Here is a 24,115-nt window from a genome sequence, read left to right as displayed (position 1 = left end):
TCAAACATATTCACTTGGGCTGGTTCTTTTGATTAACTGGGTGACAGCAGCCATACGTAGCCGGGCGGCCGCATCGTCCCTGAATACATTTCGACCGGGGACACCGTCACACTCGCGCCACCGAAAAGCAGGATGTAGTTTCCCGAGTCCGCCCCGGATCGCGCACTCGAGCGAGCCGGGACCGTCGCGATTCGTCTGTCGGCCCGACGGGAGCGTACTGCCGCCGAACCAGCGACCGCGGGAGCGACCGGCGGCCGGCGGCGGAGCCGACTCAGCCCAGGTCCTGGTCGCGTTCTGACTCCCGGAGGATAAACGGCCCCATCGCGAGGGTCCGTTTGGCGACGGTCGCGATCCGAAGGATGAAGGCGATGAAGACGACGAACGGCGCGAGGCCGACGACGAACCCCACGCTGGTCAGCCAGACGAGATTGTCGATACCCAGCAGCGTCCCGGGGAGCGCGGTGCCGTCGATGTACATCATCAAGCCCCCCATCACCGCCAGCGCGGGCACGGAAATATAGAGCAGCGCCCGCGAGAGATTAATCAGCTCCCACTGGAAATACAGCGTCTTGAAGTGTTCGCGAGCCGGACCGAAGAACGTCAACACCTCGATCACGTCGTCGATCTCGTCGTTGGCCTCGGCCGACAGTTCGTCGCCGTAGTCGGCGCGAATCTTCCGTGCGTCGTGAATCTTCCGCGAGTAGTTGAAGTTGAGCGCGTTCCAGATCACGTCGAACGAGCCGAACTGTGCGTTCTCGAGGTCGGCCTTGACTACCCGTGCGTTTTCGGTGACATCGTCCACGTAGTCGGCGACGGTCGCCTGAACCGCGTCGCCGTGATCGGCCGCCACCGTCGACTCGAACGCGTTCGCTTCCCGTTCGATACCGTCGACGAGTTCGTAGAGGAAGGCCGCGGGTTCGGGCGGGATGACCGCCTCGTCGTCGAGGACGGTCTCGGTATCGCCGCGAAACTCCATGGCGGCCTGCATGCGCTCTCGCTGGTCGCCGACCGCCCCGAGTTCCTGGGACAGCACCAGTTGATTGATCGTGACGACGATCGATGTCCCCGTGATGATCGCACCGATGAACGCCGAGAAAATCCAGAACGTACCGTTGTGCCGGGCGACGATGACGCGCAGGGGCGTCAACCCGAATCGACTGGCAATGACCAGCGCGGCGAAGACGGCCACCAACACGACCGCCGTAAACAGCCACCGCCCCATCCGGAGCAACACCCACAGCCGCAGACCGCCGACGCCGGTCCGTTGACTCAACACGCCGCTCGAGTCCGAATCGCTCATTGCGTGTGCAATACGGATGACAACGACGGATAAAATACCCACGCGGGAGTGCGGGCCGACCGAACGGCAGGGTCGCCGACCGGGAGCGGCTACCGATCCTCGCCGTAGGTCACGTCGAACGGCCCTTTGTCGGGGTCTTTTTGTGGGATCATCGGGCCGACCGACGCGGTGCGGCGCGTGACGGTCGCGGTCCGGAGGATGTAGGAGACGAGCAGCGCCAGCGGCAAGAGGACAACGACGATCAACGCGCTTACGACGTAGGGGAGCGCGGCCGTACTGACGTTCGGGCCGGTGATGTCGGCGTAGAGGAGTCCGACGAGGATCGCCGACAGGATCGACGGCACCCCACAGTAGATCGTGAGCTGCGAGAACCGGGTGAGTTCCCGCTGTAGGTACGTCGTCTTGAACTGCTCCCGGGCCACGGCGAACAGTTTCAGGGAGTCGATCAGTTCGTCGAGCTGGTCCGTTGCAGCCGGCGACAGCGACTCGTCGTGGGTGTTACGCAGATGGGTCGCGACGTACAGCTGCCAGGCCTCGTCGTAGTTGATCGCCGCCGACACGGCCGCGAACGTCCCGAACGCCGACCGCTCGAGCGTCTCGTCGACCCGGTCGGCCCGCTCCTGGACGACGTTGGTGTACCTGACGACCGTCTCGCGAACGTCGTCGTCGTGATCGGCGACGATAGCCGCGAGTTCGACGGCGTCGTGCCGGATCGATTCGACGATCAGTTCGAGCACCCTCGTGGGCGCGGTCGGTGTCGCGGGAACGGCGGCCTCGTCCGCCACGGCTTCACGAAACGCCACGACGCTTTCGAATCGGTCGCGTGCTTTCCCCGCCGCACTGAACTCCTGGGAGAGGATGAGTTGGTTGACCGAGACGACCAGCGTCACGAGCGAGAACGTGCCCGCGATCATGCCGCTCGCGACGCGCGTGACGGGGCTCGGATTGACGAAGTTGACGACGCCGAGTTCGTAGAGGCCGACGAGCAGCGCGAGGATGACAACCAAAAGCAACGCCGTGACGGCCAACCGGTTGCCCCGGATCAGGAACCACTCGTGGAACCGCGTCAACGGCCCTGTCTGCCTCCCAACGTCGGCCCCGTAGGACTCGAGCGTCTCGTCGGTCTCGGCGGAACCCATGGCGGTACCGTCCACCGACCCAGCAATAAGGGCCTGCGTTGCATACACCGTTCCCAGCGGGACGCACCGGATCGACGCCGCCCTCACCGACCAACCGGCTCGAGCGACCCGTCGGCGGCGAACGGCCGTTTCAAGGCCCACACTGAAATGTATCGGCGGTGTCATTCGGGACATGAGTAGTGAGGGAACCGATGTCCGGCCACCCGTTCGCCGTCGATGACCCGATCGGACCCGACGGGCCGACGGCGGCTACTCGCATCGCTCGGGACCGGACTCGTGGCCACGGCCGCCGGCTGTCTCGGCGGCGACGGACTCGGCGGCCAGCCGACCTACGAAGAGGGACGCGTCACCGTCGGCAACGCCACCAGCAGGAACGCGACCCAGATGTCCACGGCGGCAGCGCTCGCACAGCAACAGCCGACCAACTCGGTGACGCCGCTCGATCCCCTCGAGCTACGGACCCACGAGTTCGTCGTGGAGGACGGCTATCTGGGCTCGACGATCCAGGGAACGGTCGCAAATACGGGAGCCGATCGAATCCAAGTCGTCGAAGTACGAACGCGCGTCTACGACGACGGCGGCACCCTCCTCGGGCGCTACTTCGCCAGCACCGGCGACCTCGACGGGGACTCGGCGTGGGCGTTTCAGGTCATCGTCCTCGAGTCGCCGTCGAACGTCGCCAGCTACGATATCACCGTTCTGGGAACCCCATCGTGATCGGTGCGAGCGTCGACCGTGGGACTGCGGCCAGCGTGAGCGGCGACCGGACCGATCCGGTCAACCGGCCGCCTCGTCGCGGAGTTCGTCCGCGACCCCGTCGTAGACGGTCTCGACGCTCACGGCGAGCGTGTACGCTGGCCGTCCCTTGCCGGTCGGTGACGTCTCGGCCGGATCGACCTCCTCGACGAAGTCCTCGTCCTCGAGTCGGTAGAGCGAGCGAATGACATCGGCTTCGGTGATCGTTCCGACGACCTCCGTGTCGACCGCGGGCAGTTGCTGCTGGCAGTGCCGGCGGAGGTCGTGGGTCTGGACCGGCGTCTCGTCCTCGTGGGTGAGTTCGGCGACACCGAGCAGGACGACCTGGGCGGTCAGCGGGATGGATTCGACCGGTGACTCGTCACTCATACCGGATACTTCATCATGAATGGTGGTAACCGTTTCTCCTCCATTCGATCGCTCACCGCCGATCGGTTCGCGTCCACCGCATCAGTACACGGGCCTCAGACCGCGATCGAAGTGACTTTCGTGTGATAGTAATTCGGCCGCCCCGAGTTAGTTCTCTTCGTCCTGGAGCTCCGCCAGTTCGGCTTCGACTTCGTCCTGCTCCCCGTTCTCGAGGTCGGTGAGTTCGTCCTCGTCGACCTCGGCCGCCGCGTCGGCCTCGGCATCCCCGCCGGACGCCGCCTCCGTGTCGGCCCCGACGTCGGACTTGAGCGTCTCGAGTTCGGCCTCGACGCCGCTGTCGGTCGATAGCTGCTCGAGTTCGCGATCGATGTTGTCCTTGTCCGAGAGCACGTCGTCGAACGCGCCGGACTCGTGGAGTTCGTCCATGGCGGCGGCGCGAGCCTCCATGTCCTCGGTCTGTTCCTCGGCGCGCTCGATGGCGCGGCCGACATCCTCGAACTCCTCGCCGGTCGCCGTCATCGCCTCCGAGACGGTTGAACTGGCCTTCGCCGCCTCGTGGCGGGCTTTCATCGTCTCCTTTTTCGTCCGGAACTCCTCGATCCGGCTCTGGAGTTCGTTCTTCTGTTCGATCAGCCGGTCTTGCTGGTTCTGGAGGTCCGAAATCTGGCGCTCGAGGTCCTCGATCTGGTTCATCTTCGTCTTCTTCTTCTCCAAGGCGCGTCGCGCCAGATCCTCGCGGTCCTGTTGGACGGCAGTTCGTGCCTGATCGTTGTGTTTCTCGACGTTCTCCTCGAGCCGGCGTTTCTGCATCTCGAGGCGTTTTTTCTGCGTCGTGAGATCGGCGATACCCCGCTTGACCTGCTGGAGTTGGTCGCGCATCTGCTCGTAGGAGTAGTCCAGCGTTTCGGTCGGATCCTCGGCCCGGTTGAGCACCGAGTTGAGCTTCGATCGGATAACGTAGGAGGCCCGAGAGAGGATGCCCATACTCGCTACGTATCGTTCCCCGGCCTTAAAAACATCACTTCGGCAACAGTCGGTCGCTTCGCGTCGCTCACAGGAGCATGACGACGTTCCCGGTTCCGCGTCGCTTCCGTTCGACGAGGGCCTTGCTCTCGAGGCTATCGAGGGTCCTACTTACGGTCGCCTTCGAGAGGTCGGTCTCGTCGACGATCTCCCGTTGCGGTCGGACGCCGTCGGCGTCGAGGACCGCCTCGTAGACGACGCGTTCCGTGGCCCCCAACTCGTCGGCGTGCTCCTCCCACTCCCGTCGCCGTGTCTCGAGGAGTTCGTCGCTTCCCCGGCCGTCCGAACTCCCGTCGGTCGCGACCCGCGGCCGATCCGGATCGGTCCTCGAGTCGGATCGGCCGTCCAGTAGCAGGGCCGTCCCGCTCGCGCCGAGGAGACACGCGGCCACGGCGACGATGCCAACTTCCCGATACGTGAAGTAGCTGCCGACCGTGGTCACGTCGGCACCGGGGCCGCTCGCAGCGACCACGAGCTGTGGCGGGTTCAGTAGCTGTCCGACGAGGGCGACCGTCGACGCGACGAGGACGGTCGCCGTGATGAGTCGCGTATCGCGGAGGGCTCGGGGGAACATGGATCAACGACGAGGTGTCTGCATCTAAGTATCATCGGTTTGTCGTCGCGCGGCCCGCCCGGGGACGGTGCGCGTTCGCTTCGGACGCGTCTCGAGGCGTCTCATTCCGCGACGACCTCCAACCGGAGCATGCGGTCGACGGACTCCGATTCGAGATCGATCACGGTCCGATACGCCGCGTTCGTGCCGACGGGCTCGACGATCACGAGCGCGAGATCGTCACGGATCGCCGACGCGTTCCGAGCGACCATGATCGCTCCGTTCGAGCCGTTCGACCGCGTCTCGAACACGGGGTCACCGACGCCGTCCGCTCGCGCTCGTCGATCCCGTTCGGGAGCGATCGCGGCCACCGTCGTCCGATCACGGGGGCGTTCGCCCACCCGAATCGGCAGTACGGTGAGAGTCGCTCCGCCGGTCGTTTCCAAGCGGTCGGCGATCGTCTCGTTCGAGAGGACGGTTCGCTTCGCGAGTCGCCGGTGGTGCTCGCTCAACGTCGGGGTGTCACGGGGCTCCGTCGTCACGGAAACCCCGCCGTTCCCGTCGGTGATCTCGATGCGCTCGAGGTCACGGACGTCGGTCACGATCGTCGTCTCCGTCCCGTCGCCCCGCGCAAACGTCAGCGCTCCGTCGTCGACCGCGAACGTCCCGGCGGTATCGGTCGTCATCGCCGACGTGACGCCGGCGACGTTCGCGAACGCGGCGACGCTGAGTCCGAGGACGAGCAGGGACGAGACCAGGACGACTCGAGCCGGATCGGCGGCGACCATCGTCCCGGTGACACGTGTACCGAACTATGAAAACTCCGGTTCGAGACCGTTTGGAACGACTGAAACGGAGCTGAAACACGCGTGAAACGCGTTCGGAACGCGTTTCGCGGCCGTTTCCAACGGGGTTTGAAATGGGCTTTCTCCCAACGGACGACCGGAGCGATCCGGTGTCCCGAGCCGAGACGGACGTGCGGCCCCGATCGGGGCGCTCGGATCGCCGCCCAGAACGTGGTCCCTATGAAACGAGATTACAAGTACGCGATGTACGTGCTCGCACTCGCGACGATCGTGGCCCTCGCAGCGGGGGTCCTCGTCGTCACGGGTGAGCCGAGCACGGACGACACCCGACACGCACAGCTCGACGATACTGATGTCGAACTACTCGGCGACCAAGACGCGCTGACCGCCGCCGAACGCGAGCGACTCCCACACCTCGTCTGGGAGAACGAGAACGTGCGCAGCTACTTCGACGAGCCCGACGCTCTCACGTTCGAGGTCTCCGAACGCACGATCTACGACGAGGACGCCGGCGAGTTCGTCCCCGCCGACGACGCGGTTCGGGTCCAGGTCTCGCCCGCCGACGAGCGACTCCCGTACGCGTTCGTGATGGTCGACCTGGACGCGGAAACGGTCACGCTCGAGACGGGGTTTCACTCGATCGACGACGTCGACATCGCGTTCGGCGACGAGTCCCATCGACTGACCGACGACGAACGCACCCGGCTCGAGACGGTTCTCCTCGACAATCCCGATATCGAGTGGGATATCAAGACGCTGCTCGACGAACCGGACGCCGTCGACGCGTCCGTCGTCGACCGCGAGGGCGACCACGTTACGGTCGCCCTCACCGGGTCCGACGGCGACTCGCCCGCGGTCCGCGCGACCGTCGATCTCGCGACCGAAACCGTCGACGACCGGCGCGTTTCCGGCGCAATCACGGTACACGAGAGCGACTCCATCTCCGGCACCGTCGATGCGAGCCCCGACCGGAACGGCACGTACGTCCTCCATCAAAACCAAAGCGAATCAATCTCGGTCGACACCGTGACGATGGCCGACGATTCGACGGGGACAGTCGCGGTCGAGGCCCAGCCGATAAACGAGACCGAAACGACCGTCGAACTCGACGGTGTGACCGCCTCCCTCCGCGGGTACCGCGATTCGCTCTCGGAACGCGACCTCGAGACGGTCGCCCGACGCGTCTGGGCGACCGACGAGGTCCGGACACACTTCGACGGGTTCGACGCGGTCGAGATGAGCGTCAGACGGGATCGGGAGTTCGACGCGGACACCGACACGTTCACACCCGCTGATACCGCGACCGTTCGCGTTACGCCGATCGACGGCCGACTGCCCCACGCGGTCGCAGTGGTCGATCTCGACGCGGAGACGGTTACGGTCACCCGTCGCCTCCCGAAGTTAGACGGCGTCGATGTCACCGTGACCGACGGGACCGACGCGTTGTCCGCCGCCGATCGCGATCTGATCGCGGACCTCGTCGTCAGCGACGACGCGGCGAGTTACACCGTCCAAAACCGGTTCGACGATCCCGACGAACTGACCGCCACCGTCACGGACGCGACCGGTGACGGTCCGGCGACGGTGACCGTCGAGGTGGCTCCGCCGGCGGCCGAGACGACCTCGGTGAGTCTGACCGTCGATCTCGAGAACGAAACGATCACGCGCTCGTTCGTCGTGAGCCGGAACGTCACGATCAGCGACGCTGACGACGGCTTCGAGATCAGCGTCGCCGAGTAGACCCGCGCTCGCTGCTTTGCCGCCCCATCCCACTGCCGTCGCGTCTCCGCTGACGCAACCGCCCTCCGTTTCGCTTCCGAGACCGGATCGCTGCCGGTTCGATCGGCCCGCCACAAGCGGACTTTCATTATCGGCCGTCGGCAACGTCCGCTATGACAGTGCTACTCCCCGGCGGACGCGACGTCCGCGGGACGCTCTCGGAACCGGACGGTGATCCGGCGGCCGTCGTCGTCGCCTGCCCGCCGCACCCCCAACACCGCGGCTCGAGAAGCGATCCGCGGCTCGTCGCCGTCAGCGACGCCTTGGTCGCGGCGGATATCGCCTGCCTGCGCTTCGATTACGGGTCGTGGGACGAGGGCCGCGGCGAACGGGCGGACGTTCGCAACGCCATCCGATGGGCTCGCGGCGAGTACGACGGAGCCGACGGGCTCCCCGTCGGCGTTTTCGGCTACAGTTTCGGCGCGTCCGAGAGCCTGCTCGCGTCGGCAGCGACGCCGCCCGACGCCGTCGCCGCCCTCGCTCCGACGGCGCGACTCGAGGCCGATCTCGACGCCGCCGCGGCGCTCGCCGATCTCGAGGTCCCGGTGTGCGTCCTCTACGGCGAGCGCGATACGACCGCCGACTGGGAACCGGTGGTCGAGCGCGCGCGAGAGCGCGGCGACGAGGTCACCGCGCTGGCGGGCGATCACTTCTTCCTCGGGAAACACGACGAAATCGCGGCGACGGTCGGATCGTTTTTCGAACGGACGCTGCTCGCGTCGACGTGAGCCGTCGGCCGCGAAGACACTCTCGAGCACTGCACGCCGACCGACCAGACATCGACAGGTGGAGCAGGCCGAGTGCCTCGGGACGTGTCCCCGAGGCGGTTCACTAGAAGCGTCAGTCCCGTCCGTGCCGAGTCAGACAGTGCGGAAGCCCGATGAGTTCGACGGGCTCCGAGTTGTCGGGCGAGTAGACGACCATCTGACCTTTCTCCATGTAGGGCACCTTGGACTCGAGGTTGCTGGGAATGTTCACGCTCTTGATCGCGTCTTCGTCACCGAGGTTGAGCACGACGGTGGTGTTGATCTGCTTGAACACGGCATCGTGGATGTCCTGTGGGTCCTGCGTGATGAGAAAGAGGCCGAGCCGTTCCTTTCGGCCCTGCTTCGCGGCCTCGGTGAATTTCGTGATGACCTTCCCGGCCTGAACCGAATCGGCGTCGGTCAGGAAGTTGTGGGCCTCGTCCATCCCCAGCACGAGCGGGGTCTCCTTGATTCGGTCGTAGTCCGGGTCGTTCGAGAGTTTCTGATCGATGAGCAGCGAGGAGACCGCGAGGACGATCGCCTCGGTCGCCCGGCTGTCGGTGATGTGATAGGTCGGTACCACGGTCAGCCCGCCGGGGCGGACGAAGTCGTGGACGAGATCGGTGATCGGGCGCGCGTCCTGGTCGAAGACGTGACCGAAGCCGAGCACGCGCCGCCGAACGGCGTCGAAGGTCGCCTCGTGGACCCGCCCCGACTCGTCGAGTTCCTCGCGCAGGGCCGGATCGTCGAGAAACGTCGTGAACTCCTCGTACGTTCCACCGTTGCCGTACTGCTTCCGGAACCGCGGCAGGAGGACAGTCGTGAGCGCGCCGTACTGGTTGTCGTTTAACCCGCTGCCCGCGACCAGCCACGGGTTGTCGTGGACCATCGAAAAGGGGATCGTAAACTCGACCTGTTCCGCGCGGTGGTGGCCCGCCGCGTACGACGCCGACCCCACTTTCGGGATGAAAGCGGTCGTATCGTCGTGGCCGCCGTAGGCGATCCCCTCGCGCTCGAGGCGGCGCGCGAACTCGTCGTCCAGGTCGGGGTTGTCGTCGTGCATCTGGGCGTACTCGTCCTGCGGGTCGAACTGGACGACGGCGGGGCTAACCTCGCGGCCGTCGGCCATCGGATAGGTTCGCTCCGCGGCGAGGTACTGACGGAGGATGTTCTTCGCGCCGTGAGTCTTCCCCGATCCCGTCCCGCCGGCGATCAGCGAGTGGCGGAAGACGAGCGGATCGCCCGCGTCGTAGTCGTCCTTCAGCCGGTAATCGATCGTTGGCGGCGACGCGGCGGTCCGGACCTTTTCGCCGCCGACCGAGAGATGGCCCAGAAAGACCCCGTCGTCCGGAATCTTCAGTCCGGTCTTGATCTCCTCGGTGTCGTCGGCCTGCCGGATCACCGTCTGTGGCTTCGGCACGCGGTCGGTCATCCGCCGTTTCAGCTCGCCGTCGTCGTCGGACTGCGTCCGGCCGCTCGCGGAGCTTCGCTCCGCGCTGTCGTCGTAGAGGACGGCGATCGGCTCGAGTTCGGCGACGAACTTGTAATCGGCCTCGTCGATCTCGTCGGTCCGCATCGCCCGTCGGGCGTGTATCTCCGTCGCGTCGTCGGCGTGATACTGCTGGGCGTACTCGAGGCCGGTGATGCGACAGAACAGCGTCTCGCCGTCGGGATAGGGCGCGAGCAGGTAGCTCCCGATGCGGACCGACGACCGGTTGCCGCGGGTGACGTAGGCCCGGAGGGTGGTCTCGTCCCCGTCCTCGGCGACCCGCAGCCCCTGGGAGACGCAGATCGTTCCGATACCGGCGTCCTCGCCGCTGGGTTCGACAGTCGTCGCGTCGAAATCATCCGTTACCTCGTCGGTCGTCGCGGCCGTCGTGCCCTCGGAACCCGAAGACGACGGCGACGAACCCGCCGCGTCGGCCGCCGAGCCGTCGTCGGTACCGGCATCGGCATCGAAATCGCCGAAGTCTCCCAGATCGCTCATACAAACCCCATCCGGCCCATCCCACAAACGCGTTTCCCTCCAGTCGGGCGGACTGTTTATCCCCCGCGACGGTCAGCGGCGGCTGCTACAAGCGCGATTCCCAACGTGATGGCTGCGATCGCGAGCCCGGCCGTGAATCCCGGCACCGACTCGCTACCGTCGGTCGCCGCCGATTCGGCCTCGTCCTCGCTCGAGGGAGTCGAGTCCCGCGCCAGTTCGTCGGGATCGGGATGGTCGAACGACTCGAGCGGTTCGGTACCGCCGTCGATCGCGATCGTCGCGGGGTCGTCGACGACGGCGATCGGCCAGTCCCCGGTGGTCTCGACCTCGGTCTCGTCGAACGAGAGCGTCGTTGTCCCGGCCGGCGCGTCCTCGGCGACCCGAACGGTCAGCGTCACGATCGTCCCCGCGCCGGTCGCACCGTCGCCAGCCGGCTCGCGGCGCTGCTCGAGGAGCGCGGTGCCCCGCTCGTCCGCGAGGGTCTCAGCGGTTCGGATCGTCGTATCGGGGCCTTCGAGCCACGACCCGCGGTCGACATCCTCGATCTCGAGGTAGTCGGGGTGGTACTGGGCGACGAGCGTCACCGCGTCGATGCCGCCCCCGCCGTGACCGCCCTGACTCCGGAGAGTCACGTCGATCGCGACCGTCTCGCCGGGAGCGGCCTCGATCTGCGTCCGGTCCGGCGAGACGATCGCGACCTGATCGATCGCGGCGGCCGTCCCCGCGATGGGCGCGACCGAAAGGGCAAAAGCGAGACAGACGACGAAACCGATGCGAACGACGGTGCGGTAACTGTCGAATACCGACCCGTCGCGCGGGCGAGCGCCGGCATCGCGTCTTGTGGTATCCATGTCGCGCTGTCTTCCACTGACGGACGGCACGGTCTTACCGTTTGTCGATCTGGCGGACGCTCACCGGCCGCCAATTGTAGGGCAGCCAGCGATGGGGACGGCCGAACCGGACATCGGTGCATCGCGAGCGGATCGGGTCGGCGGACGGCGGCTGGAGCGGTCGACGGCTACTCGTCGATCGAGACGACCTGATCGTAGCGCGTGACGAGGCGGGACTCCTGCTCGTAGCTGATGACGCCGATGTCGGCCATCGCGGGCAGGTGGGAGTGGTGGAGCGCCACCGTCGCGCGCTCGGCGTCGGCAAACGGATCGCTCTCGTGAGCGCTGAGTCGCTCGGCGAGGTGCTCGAGCGAGAGCGGTCGATCGCCCGCCTCGAGAACGGTGAGCAGTCGCATCCGAACGGGGTCGACGAGTGTCTCGAGCAGGGTTCGGGCGTTCTCGCTCTCACAGAGATCGAGCAGCACGGAGAGGTCGGCGGGGTGGACCGGTGGTTCGTCGACCAGTGTGACGCCGTCGTCGTCCCAGTCGACGATGTCGTAGTCCTCGAGTCTCGGGAGGTGGTTGTGAACGAGGGTGGTCCGGACGTCGTGGCGCGTGTGGCCGTTCGAGCCCGTCGATTCGTCGATCAGTGCCGTCGTCAGTGCAGACAGGGAGAGTCGCGTCTGTCGACAACCGAGTACCTCGAGAACGCGAAGTCGGCGAGGATGGCGAAGAATCTCGTAACACTCCGTCGGAACGGGTTCGAGTGGATCGGGCATGCTGCCGCCGAGGTGAGCGTCCGAACTCATTACACAGACCAACCCCTGCAATGGGGATAAGATCGTTTCCAAAACGATTTGGGCCGGAAACGAGATCGTTACTTCGATAATGCCTCCGTAACACGCTGAAGCGCTCGCAATCGATAGAATACGGCAATTGGTTTTGGAAATGGTGGTTGGCGGCCGGCTTCCGATGGCAGTTGAGAATGATCGAACAGAACCAGCGAGATCATGTGTGTCGTCGTCTTCCGCGGTTCCGGTCGGTTGAATGTCCCGTTCGATAGCGACATAGTTCAATATTTCAACTAGTTCGCGTGACCGATCGATAGCTCCGCGGCTGAGAGAGGTGGGGTGGGCGGAGGACACACCCGTCGGCACTGATCGAGTACGGTATTGCCGTTCGCTGGCCGATGCCACGGCATTTTTGCGTCCGCGAGACGTACGATAGCGTATGCTTATGGTACGCGGTCGGGCAGGCGGGACGGAGCTCACTGGGACGCTGTACGAACGGGGTGAGCGAGCCCCGACGTTCAGCGGTGCACCCGACGAAGACGCCGCGTACGTCTGGGTCTGCGACGAATTTTACGAAGTCGACAGCGGCGGGACGACGCAACTCGTCGACGGTCGCGAGGTCAACCTCGCGTTCGAGTCACCCATGCCACGCGGTTTCGACACCCGCGAACAGGCGCTCGAGGGGGCCAAAGAGCACGTCCGAACGCAGTTCGCGCGGATCGGCATCGATCCCGACGACGTTTCGCTCGAGGTCGAAAAAAGCGACGGCTATAGTAGCACCTGAAACGATTGACACACTGATCGCAACGCCGCCGTGCGATCAGGTCTGCATTGACTGTCAGTTGCTACGATGGGGGCAGCTAATAGGGCTGGTCGTCCCACCGATGGTCGTCGTAGGTCCGGTCCTGGGCCGCGTCGAATCGCTCCTCGAGCGTCTCGCGGAGCGACGCCTTCTCCGAGTTGCTGATCCGGGCGAGTTCGTCGGCTTTCGCGACGATCGTCGGCGGACCGTGGGCGATAGCGACGTCCTGTAACAGTTGCATCGTCAGTCGCTCGCGGCGTTCGGGGTCCCTGGTGAACGCGTACGGGGCCTCGATCCGGTACAGCAGATCGTCGCGTGGATCGTAGATCACGAAGAAGGTGACCTCGTAGGCCTCGCGATCGAGGCGGCGCTCGACGCCGAGCGCGTCGCCCTCGGCCGACAGCGGTCGATCGACGCCGCCTCGCGAGCGGAACCAGTTCGTATAGGAGAGCGACGACGTGTCCCGTTCCCAGCGCTCGCCGTCGACATCATCGACGTACTCGCCGCGCTCGAGCAGGCGGGTGAACAGCGCCGAGTCGTCGCTCCAGGGGACGCTGATGTCGACATCCCGTTTCGACTGCAGCGTCCGCGTGAGTACGCGCGTCGCGGGGTTTTTGACGAAGCCGACGAGCGGAACGTCGCGTTCGACGAAGTCCTCGACTAACCGCACGTAGTTCTCCAGCACCGTCGTGGGACGGGGGTCCTCGAGGAGGAAATCCGCGAGGTCGGGATGTTGGTCGGCCCAGCGTAGCAGCCCCCGCGGGTAGAGCGGGCCGTCGAGGACGAGCAGGTCCGAAACCGTGTCGGCGTGATCGCGGGCGTGTTTGCTCTCGGCGAGATACAGTGCTAGCGCGTGGACGACCCCCTCGGCGAATCGGGGCAACGGCGGGATTTTGACCGCGCGGCTCTGACTGTAGCCCGCGTCGAACGTGCCCCAGGTCTCGTCGACCATCATCGTCTCGTCGTTCGAGTGGACCGTCATCACGGTCGTCCGCGACCGATGGAGATCGAGGTCGCTCGGGGTCGCGCTCATCGCCGCCTGTGCGATGTCGACGACCAGCCCGTTTTTGAACGTCGTCGGGTTGATCGTCCCCGCGTCCAGGCCGTGTTCGCTCGGGAACTCGCGGTCCCGCAGGGCGACCCCCTCGCAGTCGACGAGCCGTCGCGCCTGCTCGTCGACCGGCTCGAGGACCGATCGTTCATCGTGGCGCAGGGGATCGAGAAACGCCTCCCAAACGGTTTCGGCCAACGCGCGCCGGTCCCGCTCGTCGGTCCCGTGGTCGATCCGCCTCGCGAGCCGCGCAATCCCGTCGAAGTGGACCGGATCGAGGGTCATACCTGGGGGCACCGACCCGACCCGCAAAAAGCCAGTGATCGCCGGAACGACGCGATTAACTCGAGGGCGGGTAAATTACTATCAGAAAGCGTATGTATGGTCGCGCCGAGAGTCGGAGTATCTCGATGTCCGAGCGAGAATCGTCCGTAACCGCCCGCGACGACCGTGCGATCAATTGGCGACGGACCAGTTCCGGGGTGACCCTCTACGAGGAGGGCACTGCTGACGCCTGGATCCACGCCGAGTTCGAGGCCGGCATCGCGCCGGAACACCGTCTCTTTATGATCTGTGAGGACTGCGGTGCGGTGTTTGCACAGCGAGTCAAGCCCGGGAAGGAAACCGTCTGTGGCGACTGCGGAGCGACCTTCGAATACGACGAGGACGCGACCGAGCCGTCGCACTGAGCCGCCGAGGGAGCGGTGGGAGACGGGGGAAGAAACGGATTTTTGAGTAATGGTCGTCCGTACACACTGCGACTACCGCTGTGGTCGACGATCGCTCGTTTTTCGTTTTCGGTCCTGACTGTCGAAGTCGGTAAAATAAACACTTCAGCTTACAACAAGCTTATGACGTTTGATACGAAACCGGGAGAAGCGAATCAATATAGAGTGTACGATGACTCGAGCCCTCCTCACGAACGGACGGAATCGGTTACTGACCGCACTCGATACCGCCTCGGAGTGGTTCGTCCGCCGGTTCGAAATCGACCTGCGAGCGCTCGCCGCGTTCCGTATCGCGCTCGGAACGCTGGTGATCGTCGATCTCCTGCTCCGGTCGCGAAACCTCACGGCGTTCTACACTGACGACGGGGTCCTCCCGCTCGAGGCGCTGTTCTCGGACTACTCGTCGGTCTACTCTCTCCACGCAATCTCCGGCGAGGCGTGGGTACAGGCGCTCCTGTTTTTCGTCGCCGGCTGTTTCGCCGTCGCGATGATCGTCGGCTATCGGACCCGGCTGGCGACGGTAGTCTCGTGGCTGCTGTTGTTCTCGTTGCATGCCCGGAATCCGATGGTCCTTAACGGGGGCGACGCCCTCTTTCGAATGCTGTTCCTGTGGGCGATCTTCCTCCCCCTGGGAGAGCGCTGGGCGATCGATGCCCGCCGGACTGACCGAGACCGTACGACGGTGGCTTCGGTCGGAACGATGGCCGTCCTCTTGCAGATATTGCTCATGTACGTGACTAACTCCATCCACAAGACCAGAAGCGACGTGTGGATGAGCGGTGACGCACTCGTCGAAATCTTTCAGGCCGATCACCTCACGTACTTGCTCGGCAACGTGCTGGCGGAGCAGTTTTTCCTGTTGCGTGCCTTTTCGTACGTCTGGATGACGCTCATCCTGCTCTCGCCCCTTCTCATCGTTCTGACCGGCTACCGACGGGCGATCATCACGACCCTGTTCGTCGGCATGCACCTCGGCATGTTGGTCACGCTCAAGATCGGGCTCTTCCCGCTGATCTCCGTCGCCGGACTGGTGTTGTTCTACCCCCCAGTCGTCTGGGACAGAATGACGACGCTGGCGACTCGAATCGGGATCACGACCCCGCTCCGCCGGGGGCTGGACCGACTGCAACGAAGCATGCCACGGCGTTCGATCCGGGACTTCTTTGCGACCCAGGTAGACCGTCCCGTCCTCCCCACCGTTAGGACACGCAGCCGCGTCCTGTTCTCGACCGTCGTCCCGTGGCTCCTCCTCGTCCTCGTCGTGCTCTCGAACGCCAGTGCGGTCGATTATACCGAGGTTCCCGATCCCGGCGAAAACGTCCTCGATACGGCCGATGCCGACCAGAGCTGGCGGATGTTCGCGCCGGACCCGGCGTCCGACGCACGCTGGCTCGTGGTGCCGGGCAAACTCGAGGACGGAACGCGAACCGATGTCTTCCACGGGTCGGCAGTCAGCTGGGACAGGCCACCGTCGGTCGAGGACGCATACGAGACCGCGCGGTGGCGAAAGTACGCCTTGAACACGCGGTACGCCGACAACGAGAACCACCACTCTTACTTCGCCAACTACCTGTGTAATCGCTGGAACACCACTCACGAGACCGGCGTCGAGCAGGTCACGCTCTACGGACTGACCGACCGGGCGGCCCCGTACGAGAAGGCCAGAATCGGCGTGTACGAACTGCACGAGTACGACTGCTCGGGTGAGTTCATCCAACGCGAGTAACGACGCTCGGGAGCCCCGCGTTTCTCCGCCCTCGAGCCGGGGGTGATGTGGGCCGAATTGGGGATCCGGCCTACGAACAACGACAGCTAGTTAGGCCGCGCTGGAAACCGAGTACGTATGGAAGCTGCGCTGATCGTCCTCGACGGCTGGGGACTCGGTAATGGCGGCAGAGATGCGGTTCAGGCAGCCGACACGCCGGTCTTCGACCGGCTCGCGGACGCGGGAGCGTACGGTCGGCTCGAGGTCGCGGGCCGGCGTGTCGGCCTCCCGGACGGCCAGATGGGCAACAGCGAGGTCGGCCACCTCAACATCGGTGCCGGGCGGGTCGTCTATCAGGAGTACACCCGCATCTCGGACTCGATCGCGGACGGCTCCTTCCGGGAAAACGACGCGATCAACGCCGCCTTCGACCGGGCCAACGAGAACGACGGGCGGGTCCACTTCGTCGGCCTCGTCAGTGACGGCGGGGTCCATTCGGATCAGGAACACCTACACGCGCTGATCGAACTGGCCGGCGACCGTGATGTCGAAGCGGTCACCCACGCGATTACGGACGGGCGGGACACGTCGCCCACCGGCGGCCGGGATTACCTCTCGACGCTCGAGGATGTCGTCGACGAGCACGGCACCGGCGACGTGGCGACGGTCTCGGGCCGGTACTACGCCATGGATCGCGATCAGAACTGGGAGCGGACGAAGCGAGCCTACGACGCCATCGTGAACCGCGAGGCCGAGTGGAGCGCCGCGTCGGCGGTCGAGGCCGTCGAGAATTCGTACGATCGGGACGTGACCGACGAGTTCGTCGAACCGACGCTGGTGCGGGACCGGCCCGCGCTCGAGGACGGCGATGCGGTCGTCTGGTTCAACTTCCGCTCCGACCGGGCCCGCCAGCTAACCCGGCTGCTCGCCGACATCCGGCCCGAAGACTGGGCCGACGAGTTCGCGACCAGCCCGCCCGACGCCGAGGTCGTGATGCTGACCCAGTACGACAAGACGTTCGACCTCCCCGTCGCCTACCCGCCGAACCAGCCCGAACAGGTGCTCGGCGAGGTGCTCGCCGACGCCGGCCGAACGCAGCTCCGGATCGCCGAATCCGAGAAGTACGCCCACGTCACCTACTTCTTGAACGGCGGCCGCGAAGTCGAGTTCGACGGCGAGATCCGAAAGATCGTCGAGAGCCCCGACGTGCCGACCTACGATCTGCAACCCGAGATGAGCGCCCCCGAGGTCACGGACACGGCGATCGAGACGATCGAGTCGGACGACCCCGACGTGCTCGTGCTCAACTACGCCAACCCGGACATGGTCGGTCACACCGGCGACTACGAGGCCGCGATCGAGGCCGTCGAAGCCGTCGACGCCCAACTCGGTCGGCTCGTCGACGCGCTCGAGGCCGCCGGCGCGCACGTCCTCATTACGGCGGACCACGGCAACGCCGACGACATGGGGACCGAGGAGAACCCCCACACGGCGCACACGTACAACGAGGTCCCGCTGGTCTATCTGGACCCGGCCGGAACCAGCGGCGGCCGGACGGCCCGCGAGGGCGGAACGCTCGCGGACATCGCACCGACGATCCTCGAGGTGATCGGCCTCGAGCAGCCCCCAGAAATGACCGGGAAATCGCTGCTCGAGTAAGGCTGAGAGCGATCGGGTCCGGATGAGCCGGTGTGCCTCGGTACCGGCCCGGGTGATTTCGGAGCGCTATATACACCACATACGAACATTCAAGGAGTCGACACGAGAGGTGGGACACGACACCTTCGTCATGTCCCAGTCCACTCCCACCCCCGAGACGGACGACTCGGTCGTCGACGGATACGTCCTCGGCGTCCGGATCGTCGAGAGTGATGCGGGCGACGGCGACAAGTCCCGCTACCGATTCGAGGCACCGAACCACACCGAAATCGCGTTCGACGATCTCGAGGACGCTCGTCTCTACGCGGCCGTCTACTTCGATGTCAACGGCTTCGTCGAGGAGAACACGGGCAGCCGCGGCGTCCCGCCGGAGGTCGTGCAGGCCGGCAAAGACACCCTCGCCGCATACCTCGTGACCTGCCCGTGGGCGGATGTCAACTGGGTCGCCTCGTTCTACGGGACGACGCCGGAAGACATCGAGCGATACTGTACGTGGGTTCGCGACCGCGCCGCGGAGGTCCGGTCTCGAGTCGCAGAACGAGACCTCGAGTAGGCCGCGACGCGTCGACTCGCTCTCGAACCGCCCGCGCTTTTCTCGACGACCGATCGGCCGGGGACGCGTTTCGAATCAGGCCCGGGAACCGTCGTGTCGCCGTCGTCGCGGTCCGTTCGAGGGGATAACGTCTGTGTATGTATCGCACATATCGTTCGTTTTTCTAGGAGCCCTCGATACCCCTCTAACCACCATATTCTTCTCGGTATAGATATTATAAAATATAACTTCGTGGCGGTAGCTTGAATCGCTCGCATGGATGAATTCACCAGGCGGAAGCTGATGGCATCGTCGGCGGCGGCCGCGATCGGGATGGGAGCGCTCGGGACGGCGAGTGCGGCGGACACCGACACGCCGGGGGCACCGACGGTACGTGGGGACCTCAAACGGCTCGCGACCACGGCTCGCGGGGCCGAGGTCACCGGCCCGTTCGTGTTCGAGAACGGCGAAGTGCTGTTCAGCCTCCAGCACCCGAGCCGGGACAATCCAGCGCCCTACGACACGGCCGCGGTCGGCGTTCTCGCCGGCCATCGGTTCGACTTCAACGGCCAAAACGACGAGTTCGACGAACTCGAGGCCCCGCGGTCGAAGGCGGCACAGGGACGCGTCCAGGTCGCCGGCGGCGAGTACGACATTCTCGTCCAGGAAGGCGATCCGATCGACGGCGGCGACGCGAAGTGGGGCCACCCCGAGACGCCCGACGGGACCGATATCGCCGAGTTCGCCGGCAGCCGGTACGGCGACGTCGGCACCAACCCGGACATGAACTTCTTCGTCCCGACCGACGACGAGGGACTCGAGGGGTATCTGTTCACGAACAACGAGACGAGCCCCGGCAGCATCACGCGCACGCCGCTCAGCCGCGGTGCTGACGGCTGGACCGCCGACCACGAGGCCGCGATGAACCTCGAGAACCAACCGGCTTTCCGCGAACTCGGCGGCACGCGGATCAACTGTTACGGCGATCTGAGCCCCTGGGACACGCCGATGTCATCGGAGGAGGACTACAGCCACCCGCGCGTGTCGGGATCGGCGACGGTAAGCGACATGGCCGACGCGGAAAGCGGCGTCGGGCTCCGCGGCGGGTCGGCGTTCTGGAACCGGCCGAATCCGACCGCGATCGAGGGCGCACTCGGCGACCTGTTCGAGGATAGCTGGTACCCGCAGGGGACGTGGGCCCTGGGCGGCGTCGAGATGCAGGCCTACTACCTCGGCGCGGAGCCGGTCGACCAGGACGGCACCACCAACACGACGGAGCCGCTCGGCGATGTGTATCCCAACCGCTACCGGTACGGCCATATCGTCGAGATCACCGAGCCGACCAGCGAGGAGCCGATCCCGGTCAAACACTACGTCATGGGCCGGGCCGCCTTCGAGTGTCCCGAGTTCATGCCCGACGAACGGACCGTCTACCTCGCTTCGGACGGCTCGAGCAAGGGGCTCTACAAGTTCGTCGCCGAGGAGCCGATCCCGAGCTACGACGACCGGATGGACGTCCGCGGAACCCTGCACGCCGCCCGCGTCACGAACGACGACGCCGCAACGAACGAGCCGCCGGCCGAGGTCGACCTCGAGATCGAGTGGCTGGAACTCGGCAGCGCGAGCAACGCCGAGGTCGCGTCCTGGATCGCCGAGTACGACGACGTGACGCAGGTCGATTACCTCGAGACCCACGCCGAAACCGACTGGCAGGCGGACCTCGAGACCGCACTGGCGGAGGCCGACGAGGAAGTCGCGATCAACGGCAATCAGGACTACATCACCGACGCGGAGATCCTCGAGTGGGCCCGGCAGTACGAGACCCACGGTCCCGACGGGGTCGACGAGGACCTGCGCCGGGTCCCGTTCCTCGAGACGCGCGCCGCGGCGAAGGAAATCGGTGCCAGCATCGAGTTCCGCAAGGCGGAGGGGATCGACTCGCTCGACGACGCCAAGCCGGGCGATTTCCTCTACGTCGGCATTTCGGAACTCAACGACGGGATGGCCGACGACGAGGGCGCTGTCCGAATGGAGCGGGTCGACGGCGGCGTCGTCTACCGCGCCGAACTCGAGTCCGACTACGACGTCTCGACGCTCGAGCCGGTGGTTGTCGGCCCCGACGCCACCGACCGCGAATCGATCGTCGACGCGGCCCCGATCAACGTGGACAACGTGCTGGTCCTCAAGGACGGTCGGGTCCTCCTCTGTGAGGACAAGGGCAACTTCGGCCGGTCGTACACCAACGACGCGCTGTGGGTCTACGAACCGCCGACATCGCTGCACGTGGACTCCGTCGCGGTCAGCCAGGAGGCGACCGGCGAAGCCGAACTGACGCTCTCGTCGGTTCCGGACGGCCTCGCAGGCGGGCGCATCTCCGTCACCCTCGAGCACACCGCTGTCGCCGAGATCACGGGCGCGAGCTATCACGACGCGCTCGAACTCACCGCGGACCCGACGATCAGCGACGACGGGTCGACGGTCGAGTTCCAGTTCGCCGATATCGAAAACGAGATCGAACCCGGCGCGATGGATGTCACGCTGGCGACCGTCGAAATCGAGGGCGTGGGTAGCGGGACGACCGACATCGTGACCGACGTGCAAGCCTTGGATGATGACGAGGGCATCGCGATCGAAGCCCACCCGCGGCCCGGCGTGGTCGTCACTGGCCCGCCACCGATCGGCGGCGGCTCCGGCGGCGGAGCGCCGACCGACCCCGACAACGACGGGCACTTCGAGGACCTCAACGGGAACGGTCGGCTGGACTACGACGACGTGACTCTCCTCTTCGAACACATCGAGGACGACTCGGTCACGCTCAACGCCGACGCCTACGACTTCAACGATAACGGTCGCATCGACTACGACGACATCGACGAACTGTACGACGAGCAGTGACCGATGGATCGATACGACGCCGATTCGGAACCCGTGGCGCGAACGCGGACGAAAGAAGTGGATCGCCGGGGGCGACCGTGGCGGCGGACGATCGTCGCGGTCGCCGTCGTCGCCCTCGCGGTCGGTGTGGCGGTCGGCCCGGGGATCGCGGTGGCAACTGCGGGCAGTGGATCGCCCCTCGTGACCGGGGTCACGACCACCGCGGGGGCCGACAGTAGCCTCGTCGTCGCCGACGCGACCGTCGAACCCGGGGAGACGGCGACCCATCGCCTCGCGCTCACCGACGCCCCGAACGGGCTCGCCGGCTTCGAGCTCACCCTCGAGCTATCGACCGACGACGCGACGATCTCGAACGCCAGCTACCCCGAGGTGTACGGGAAGACGTCCGACCCGATCGTGAGTGACGACGGGCAGTCGGTGACCGTCGAGGCCGCCGATCTCACCGATGAGGTGACGCCCGGTGCGACCGACGTCACGCTCGCGACGGTCGCAGTGACCGGACCGGATACCGGCTCGACGACCCTCGAGATAACGGACCTGCAGGTCGACGCCGACGGCGGGTCCCGCATCGAACCGGCGCTCGAGGCGGGGACGCTCACCGTCGACGACGGGACGGGAGGCTCCCCATCGGCGACCGCGGGAGGCGACGGCACCGACTCCGGCGACTCGAACGCCGATTCGAGTTCGGACTCGGTGCCCGGCTTCGCGGGCGGAGCCGCACTCGTCGCGATCGCCGCCGGTGTGGCCCTGCTCGCACGGTCCCGCTGACCCGTCCGGCGCGGTCGGCCCGCCGCGGCGTTCGGCGTGCCGGTCGGTTCGGTTTCGAATCATGGTAACGTTATTACTATGAGATTGTGAACGAAATTCCGCATGCGAACTGCTATTGATTCAGCCGACGTTCGAACGCGATCGTGGACGTGTCTCGTCGCCGTCCTCGTACTGTCCGCTGCAGTCGTGCCCGCCACGGGTGCTGTGGCGGCGACCGACTCGGCGACTGAAGGAGCACCGTCGGTCGACACCACCTGGGCCGACGTGCTCACCGATTCCGCCGTCATCGTCGCCGGGAATCTTACCGCTCTCGGCGACGCGACGAACGCGACCGTCCGATTCGAATACCGCCAAAACGACTCGAGCGACGCGTGGTCGACCACAGCGGCCGAACCGACAGGCTCGACGGGCGCGTTCAGGGCCAATCTGACCGGTCTCGAGCCCGGCACGGTGTACGCGTACCGCGCCGTCGCGGAGACGGCGGTGGGCGTCGACCGCGGTGACGTCCGAACGATCGAAACCCCGGCCGATCGACCGGAGGCGACGACGACGGGGGCGACGGCCGTCGGGGAAACCGAGGCGACGCTCGGCACGAACGTGACCGATCTCGGCGGCGAGCCGTCAGCCGAGGTGTGGTTCTCGTACAGTCCGACCGCCGACTCCGAACCGCTCTCGGAGTGGACCGAGACGCCGACGCGGACGGTCACCGCGACCGGCCCGGCGACCCGGCAGGTGACCGGTCTCGAGCCCGGAACCGAGTACGAGTTCACCTCGCACGTTCGCACCGAGCAAGAACACGGGCTGTCAACCGGGTACGAGCGGTTCACCACGGAGCCCCGGTTCGCCGTCGAGACCGGCACGGCGACGGACGTGACGGAAACGAACGCGACGCTGACCGGCGATATCGTTGCCCTCGGCGACGCGGCCTCGGCGACCGCCTGGTTCGAGTACCGACGGCTCGGTGCCGCCGACTGGATGACGACCGAGGCGGTCGACAGCGGGTCCGCGGGCCGAGTCAGGACGACCGTCGACGGCCTCGAGCCAGGAACGAACTACGAGTTCCGCATCGTCGGCGAGGCGGCCGACGGCGATTCGGCCGTCGGTGCGATCGAAACGGTCGAGACGATCGCCGATCCCGTCGTCGAGACCGGCGGCGTCGTCGGGGTTGACGAGGAGTCGGCGACGGTCGCCGGCGATCTGGTCGCTCTCGGCGGTGCCGACGCGGCGACCGTCACAATCCAGTATCAGTACTTCACAAAGCCGTTAGTTGAGAAGTCCGCTTGCTGAGTTGTGACCAAACAAACAGAGCAAGCGGACAGTGAAATCCACGAAGNTCAGTACTTCACAAAGCCGTTAGTTGAGAAGTCCGCTTGCTGAGTTGTGACCAAACAAACAGAGCAAGCGGACAGTGAAATCCACGAAGACCAGCTCCTTAACTTTCTCGTCAACGTTCTCACCAGCGCATTCACGCTAGATCTTGGTGAGAACGCAGAAATCGACCCAGAGGACATCTTCGAGGTCCTCGTCGGCGCGACCGCCGACGGGNCCAGCGCATTCACGCTAGATCTTGGTGAGAACGCAGAAATCGACCCAGAGGACATCTTCGAGGTCCTCGTCGGCGCGACCGCCGACGGGACCTCGATATCCACCCTCTGCGAGAAGAGCGAAGACGCTCCCTCTGGCAACGGTGTTCTTCATCATCTCCGGACCAAGTTCGACCTCGAAACCGTCGAATCTACCGGGAACACGCTCCTCCAACAGGATGTTCTCGAAACCCTCCCTGAGCAGGTGGAGGTCGCTGCTGCCCTCCACCTGCGGCCCTACTACGGTGACGAAGACGAGACAGACGGCCTCTACTACAACGAGGCCAAAGCAGGAACGACTGCGTTCCACGCC

Annotated in this window: 21 protein-coding genes and 1 pseudogene; 12 read left to right on the top strand and 10 right to left on the bottom strand. The window is 65.6% G+C overall.

Features of this window, described 5'->3' with window-relative positions; all coding sequences use genetic code 11:
• Window positions 1-271: 271 nt before the first annotated feature.
• Entirely contained in the window at window positions 272-1,300 is a 1,029-nt protein-coding gene (locus C487_RS13015) for a hypothetical protein (protein ID WP_006186250.1), read from the bottom strand.
• Window positions 1,301-1,389: 89 nt separating this feature from the next.
• Window positions 1,390-2,439, bottom strand: coding sequence for a hypothetical protein (locus tag C487_RS13010; RefSeq protein ID WP_006186249.1), 1,050 nt, complete (start codon window positions 2,437-2,439; stop codon window positions 1,390-1,392).
• 216 nt (window positions 2,440-2,655) lie between these two features.
• Here C487_RS13010 and C487_RS13005 point away from each other — a divergent pair, with 216 nt between their 5' ends.
• A complete protein-coding gene (locus tag C487_RS13005; RefSeq protein ID WP_006186248.1) occupies window positions 2,656-3,156 on the top strand; it encodes an FxLYD domain-containing protein in 501 nt (166 codons plus the stop codon).
• 60 nt (window positions 3,157-3,216) lie between these two features.
• On the opposite strand, the gene C487_RS13000 is transcribed toward C487_RS13005, so the two are convergent.
• The 4 genes from C487_RS13000 to C487_RS12985 all read right to left on the bottom strand — a co-directional run bounded on the left by C487_RS13000 (window position 3,217) and on the right by C487_RS12985 (window position 5,928).
• The gene (locus C487_RS13000) at window positions 3,217-3,564 is read right to left on the bottom strand and encodes a CBS domain-containing protein (RefSeq protein WP_006186247.1); all 348 of its coding nucleotides are present in this window, start codon (window positions 3,562-3,564) and stop codon (window positions 3,217-3,219) included.
• Between the two features lie 147 nt (window positions 3,565-3,711).
• The gene (locus C487_RS12995; RefSeq protein WP_006186246.1) at window positions 3,712-4,548 is read right to left on the bottom strand and encodes a PspA/IM30 family protein; all 837 of its coding nucleotides are present in this window, start codon (window positions 4,546-4,548) and stop codon (window positions 3,712-3,714) included.
• 67 nt (window positions 4,549-4,615) lie between these two features.
• Window positions 4,616-5,161: a helix-turn-helix transcriptional regulator gene (locus C487_RS12990; protein ID WP_006186245.1), complete on the bottom strand. Its 546-nt coding sequence runs from the start codon at window positions 5,159-5,161 to the stop codon at window positions 4,616-4,618.
• A gap of 101 nt (window positions 5,162-5,262) precedes the next feature.
• A complete protein-coding gene (locus C487_RS12985) occupies window positions 5,263-5,928 on the bottom strand; it encodes a hypothetical protein (RefSeq protein WP_006186244.1) in 666 nt (221 codons plus the stop codon).
• A gap of 237 nt (window positions 5,929-6,165) precedes the next feature.
• Between C487_RS12985 and C487_RS12980 the strand changes: the two genes are divergently transcribed.
• Together C487_RS12980 and C487_RS12975 are read left to right on the top strand one after the other, a co-directional pair.
• A complete protein-coding gene (locus C487_RS12980) occupies window positions 6,166-7,686 on the top strand; it encodes a hypothetical protein (RefSeq protein ID WP_006186243.1) in 1,521 nt (506 codons plus the stop codon).
• Between the two features lie 152 nt (window positions 7,687-7,838).
• Window positions 7,839-8,453 carry an alpha/beta hydrolase gene (locus tag C487_RS12975; protein ID WP_006186242.1) on the top strand — a complete coding sequence of 205 codons (615 nt, stop codon included), beginning with the start codon at window positions 7,839-7,841 and terminating at the stop codon, window positions 8,451-8,453.
• 112 nt (window positions 8,454-8,565) lie between these two features.
• Here C487_RS12975 and C487_RS12970 read toward each other — a convergent pair whose 3' ends face one another.
• From C487_RS12970 to C487_RS12960, 3 genes are all read right to left on the bottom strand, one after another.
• Window positions 8,566-10,458, bottom strand: a complete 1,893-nt coding sequence (locus C487_RS12970; RefSeq protein ID WP_006186241.1) for an ATP-binding protein — start codon at window positions 10,456-10,458, stop codon at window positions 8,566-8,568.
• A gap of 56 nt (window positions 10,459-10,514) precedes the next feature.
• Window positions 10,515-11,309 carry a cohesin domain-containing protein gene (locus tag C487_RS12965; protein WP_006186240.1) on the bottom strand — a complete coding sequence of 265 codons (795 nt, stop codon included), beginning with the start codon at window positions 11,307-11,309 and terminating at the stop codon, window positions 10,515-10,517.
• Between the two features lie 167 nt (window positions 11,310-11,476).
• Window positions 11,477-12,097 (bottom strand): DUF7344 domain-containing protein, encoded by a 621-nt coding sequence (locus C487_RS12960; RefSeq protein WP_049908142.1) that lies wholly within the window; start codon window positions 12,095-12,097, stop codon window positions 11,477-11,479.
• Window positions 12,098-12,518: 421 nt separating this feature from the next.
• Here C487_RS12960 and C487_RS12955 point away from each other — a divergent pair, with 421 nt between their 5' ends.
• On the top strand, window positions 12,519-12,863 hold the full coding sequence (locus tag C487_RS12955) for a DUF7113 family protein (RefSeq protein ID WP_049908141.1): 345 nt from the start codon (window positions 12,519-12,521) through the stop codon (window positions 12,861-12,863).
• Between the two features lie 76 nt (window positions 12,864-12,939).
• On the opposite strand, the gene C487_RS12950 is transcribed toward C487_RS12955, so the two are convergent.
• Complete coding sequence (locus C487_RS12950; protein WP_006186237.1) at window positions 12,940-14,217, bottom strand: DNA double-strand break repair nuclease NurA; 1,278 nt, start codon at window positions 14,215-14,217, stop codon at window positions 12,940-12,942.
• Between the two features lie 125 nt (window positions 14,218-14,342).
• Here C487_RS12950 and C487_RS12945 point away from each other — a divergent pair, with 125 nt between their 5' ends.
• From C487_RS12945 to C487_RS12910, 8 genes and pseudogenes are all read left to right on the top strand, one after another.
• On the top strand, window positions 14,343-14,621 hold the full coding sequence (locus C487_RS12945; RefSeq protein WP_049908145.1) for a hypothetical protein: 279 nt from the start codon (window positions 14,343-14,345) through the stop codon (window positions 14,619-14,621).
• Between the two features lie 211 nt (window positions 14,622-14,832).
• Window positions 14,833-16,386, top strand: a complete 1,554-nt coding sequence (locus tag C487_RS12940; RefSeq protein ID WP_006186235.1) for an HTTM domain-containing protein — start codon at window positions 14,833-14,835, stop codon at window positions 16,384-16,386.
• A 117-nt stretch (window positions 16,387-16,503) separates the two neighbouring features.
• On the top strand, window positions 16,504-18,024 hold the full coding sequence (gene gpmI / locus C487_RS12935) for a 2,3-bisphosphoglycerate-independent phosphoglycerate mutase (protein ID WP_006186234.1): 1,521 nt from the start codon (window positions 16,504-16,506) through the stop codon (window positions 18,022-18,024).
• Between the two features lie 130 nt (window positions 18,025-18,154).
• Entirely contained in the window at window positions 18,155-18,577 is a 423-nt protein-coding gene (locus C487_RS12930; protein WP_049908144.1) for a hypothetical protein, read from the top strand.
• 255 nt (window positions 18,578-18,832) lie between these two features.
• Complete coding sequence (locus C487_RS12925) at window positions 18,833-21,451, top strand: alkaline phosphatase PhoX (RefSeq protein ID WP_006186232.1); 2,619 nt, start codon at window positions 18,833-18,835, stop codon at window positions 21,449-21,451.
• Between the two features lie 3 nt (window positions 21,452-21,454).
• Window positions 21,455-22,219, top strand: a complete 765-nt coding sequence (locus C487_RS12920) for a hypothetical protein (RefSeq protein WP_006186231.1) — start codon at window positions 21,455-21,457, stop codon at window positions 22,217-22,219.
• 102 nt (window positions 22,220-22,321) lie between these two features.
• Window positions 22,322-23,506, top strand: coding sequence for a fibronectin type III domain-containing protein (locus tag C487_RS12915; protein WP_006186230.1), 1,185 nt, complete (start codon window positions 22,322-22,324; stop codon window positions 23,504-23,506).
• 93 nt (window positions 23,507-23,599) lie between these two features.
• Window positions 23,600-24,115, top strand: a pseudogene (locus C487_RS12910) (hypothetical protein); the annotation flags it as partial.

Source organism: Natrinema pallidum DSM 3751 (genome assembly GCF_000337615.1).
Taxonomy (GTDB): domain Archaea; phylum Halobacteriota; class Halobacteria; order Halobacteriales; family Natrialbaceae; genus Natrinema; species Natrinema pallidum.
This window is presented reverse-complemented; position numbering and strand designations above follow the sequence as displayed.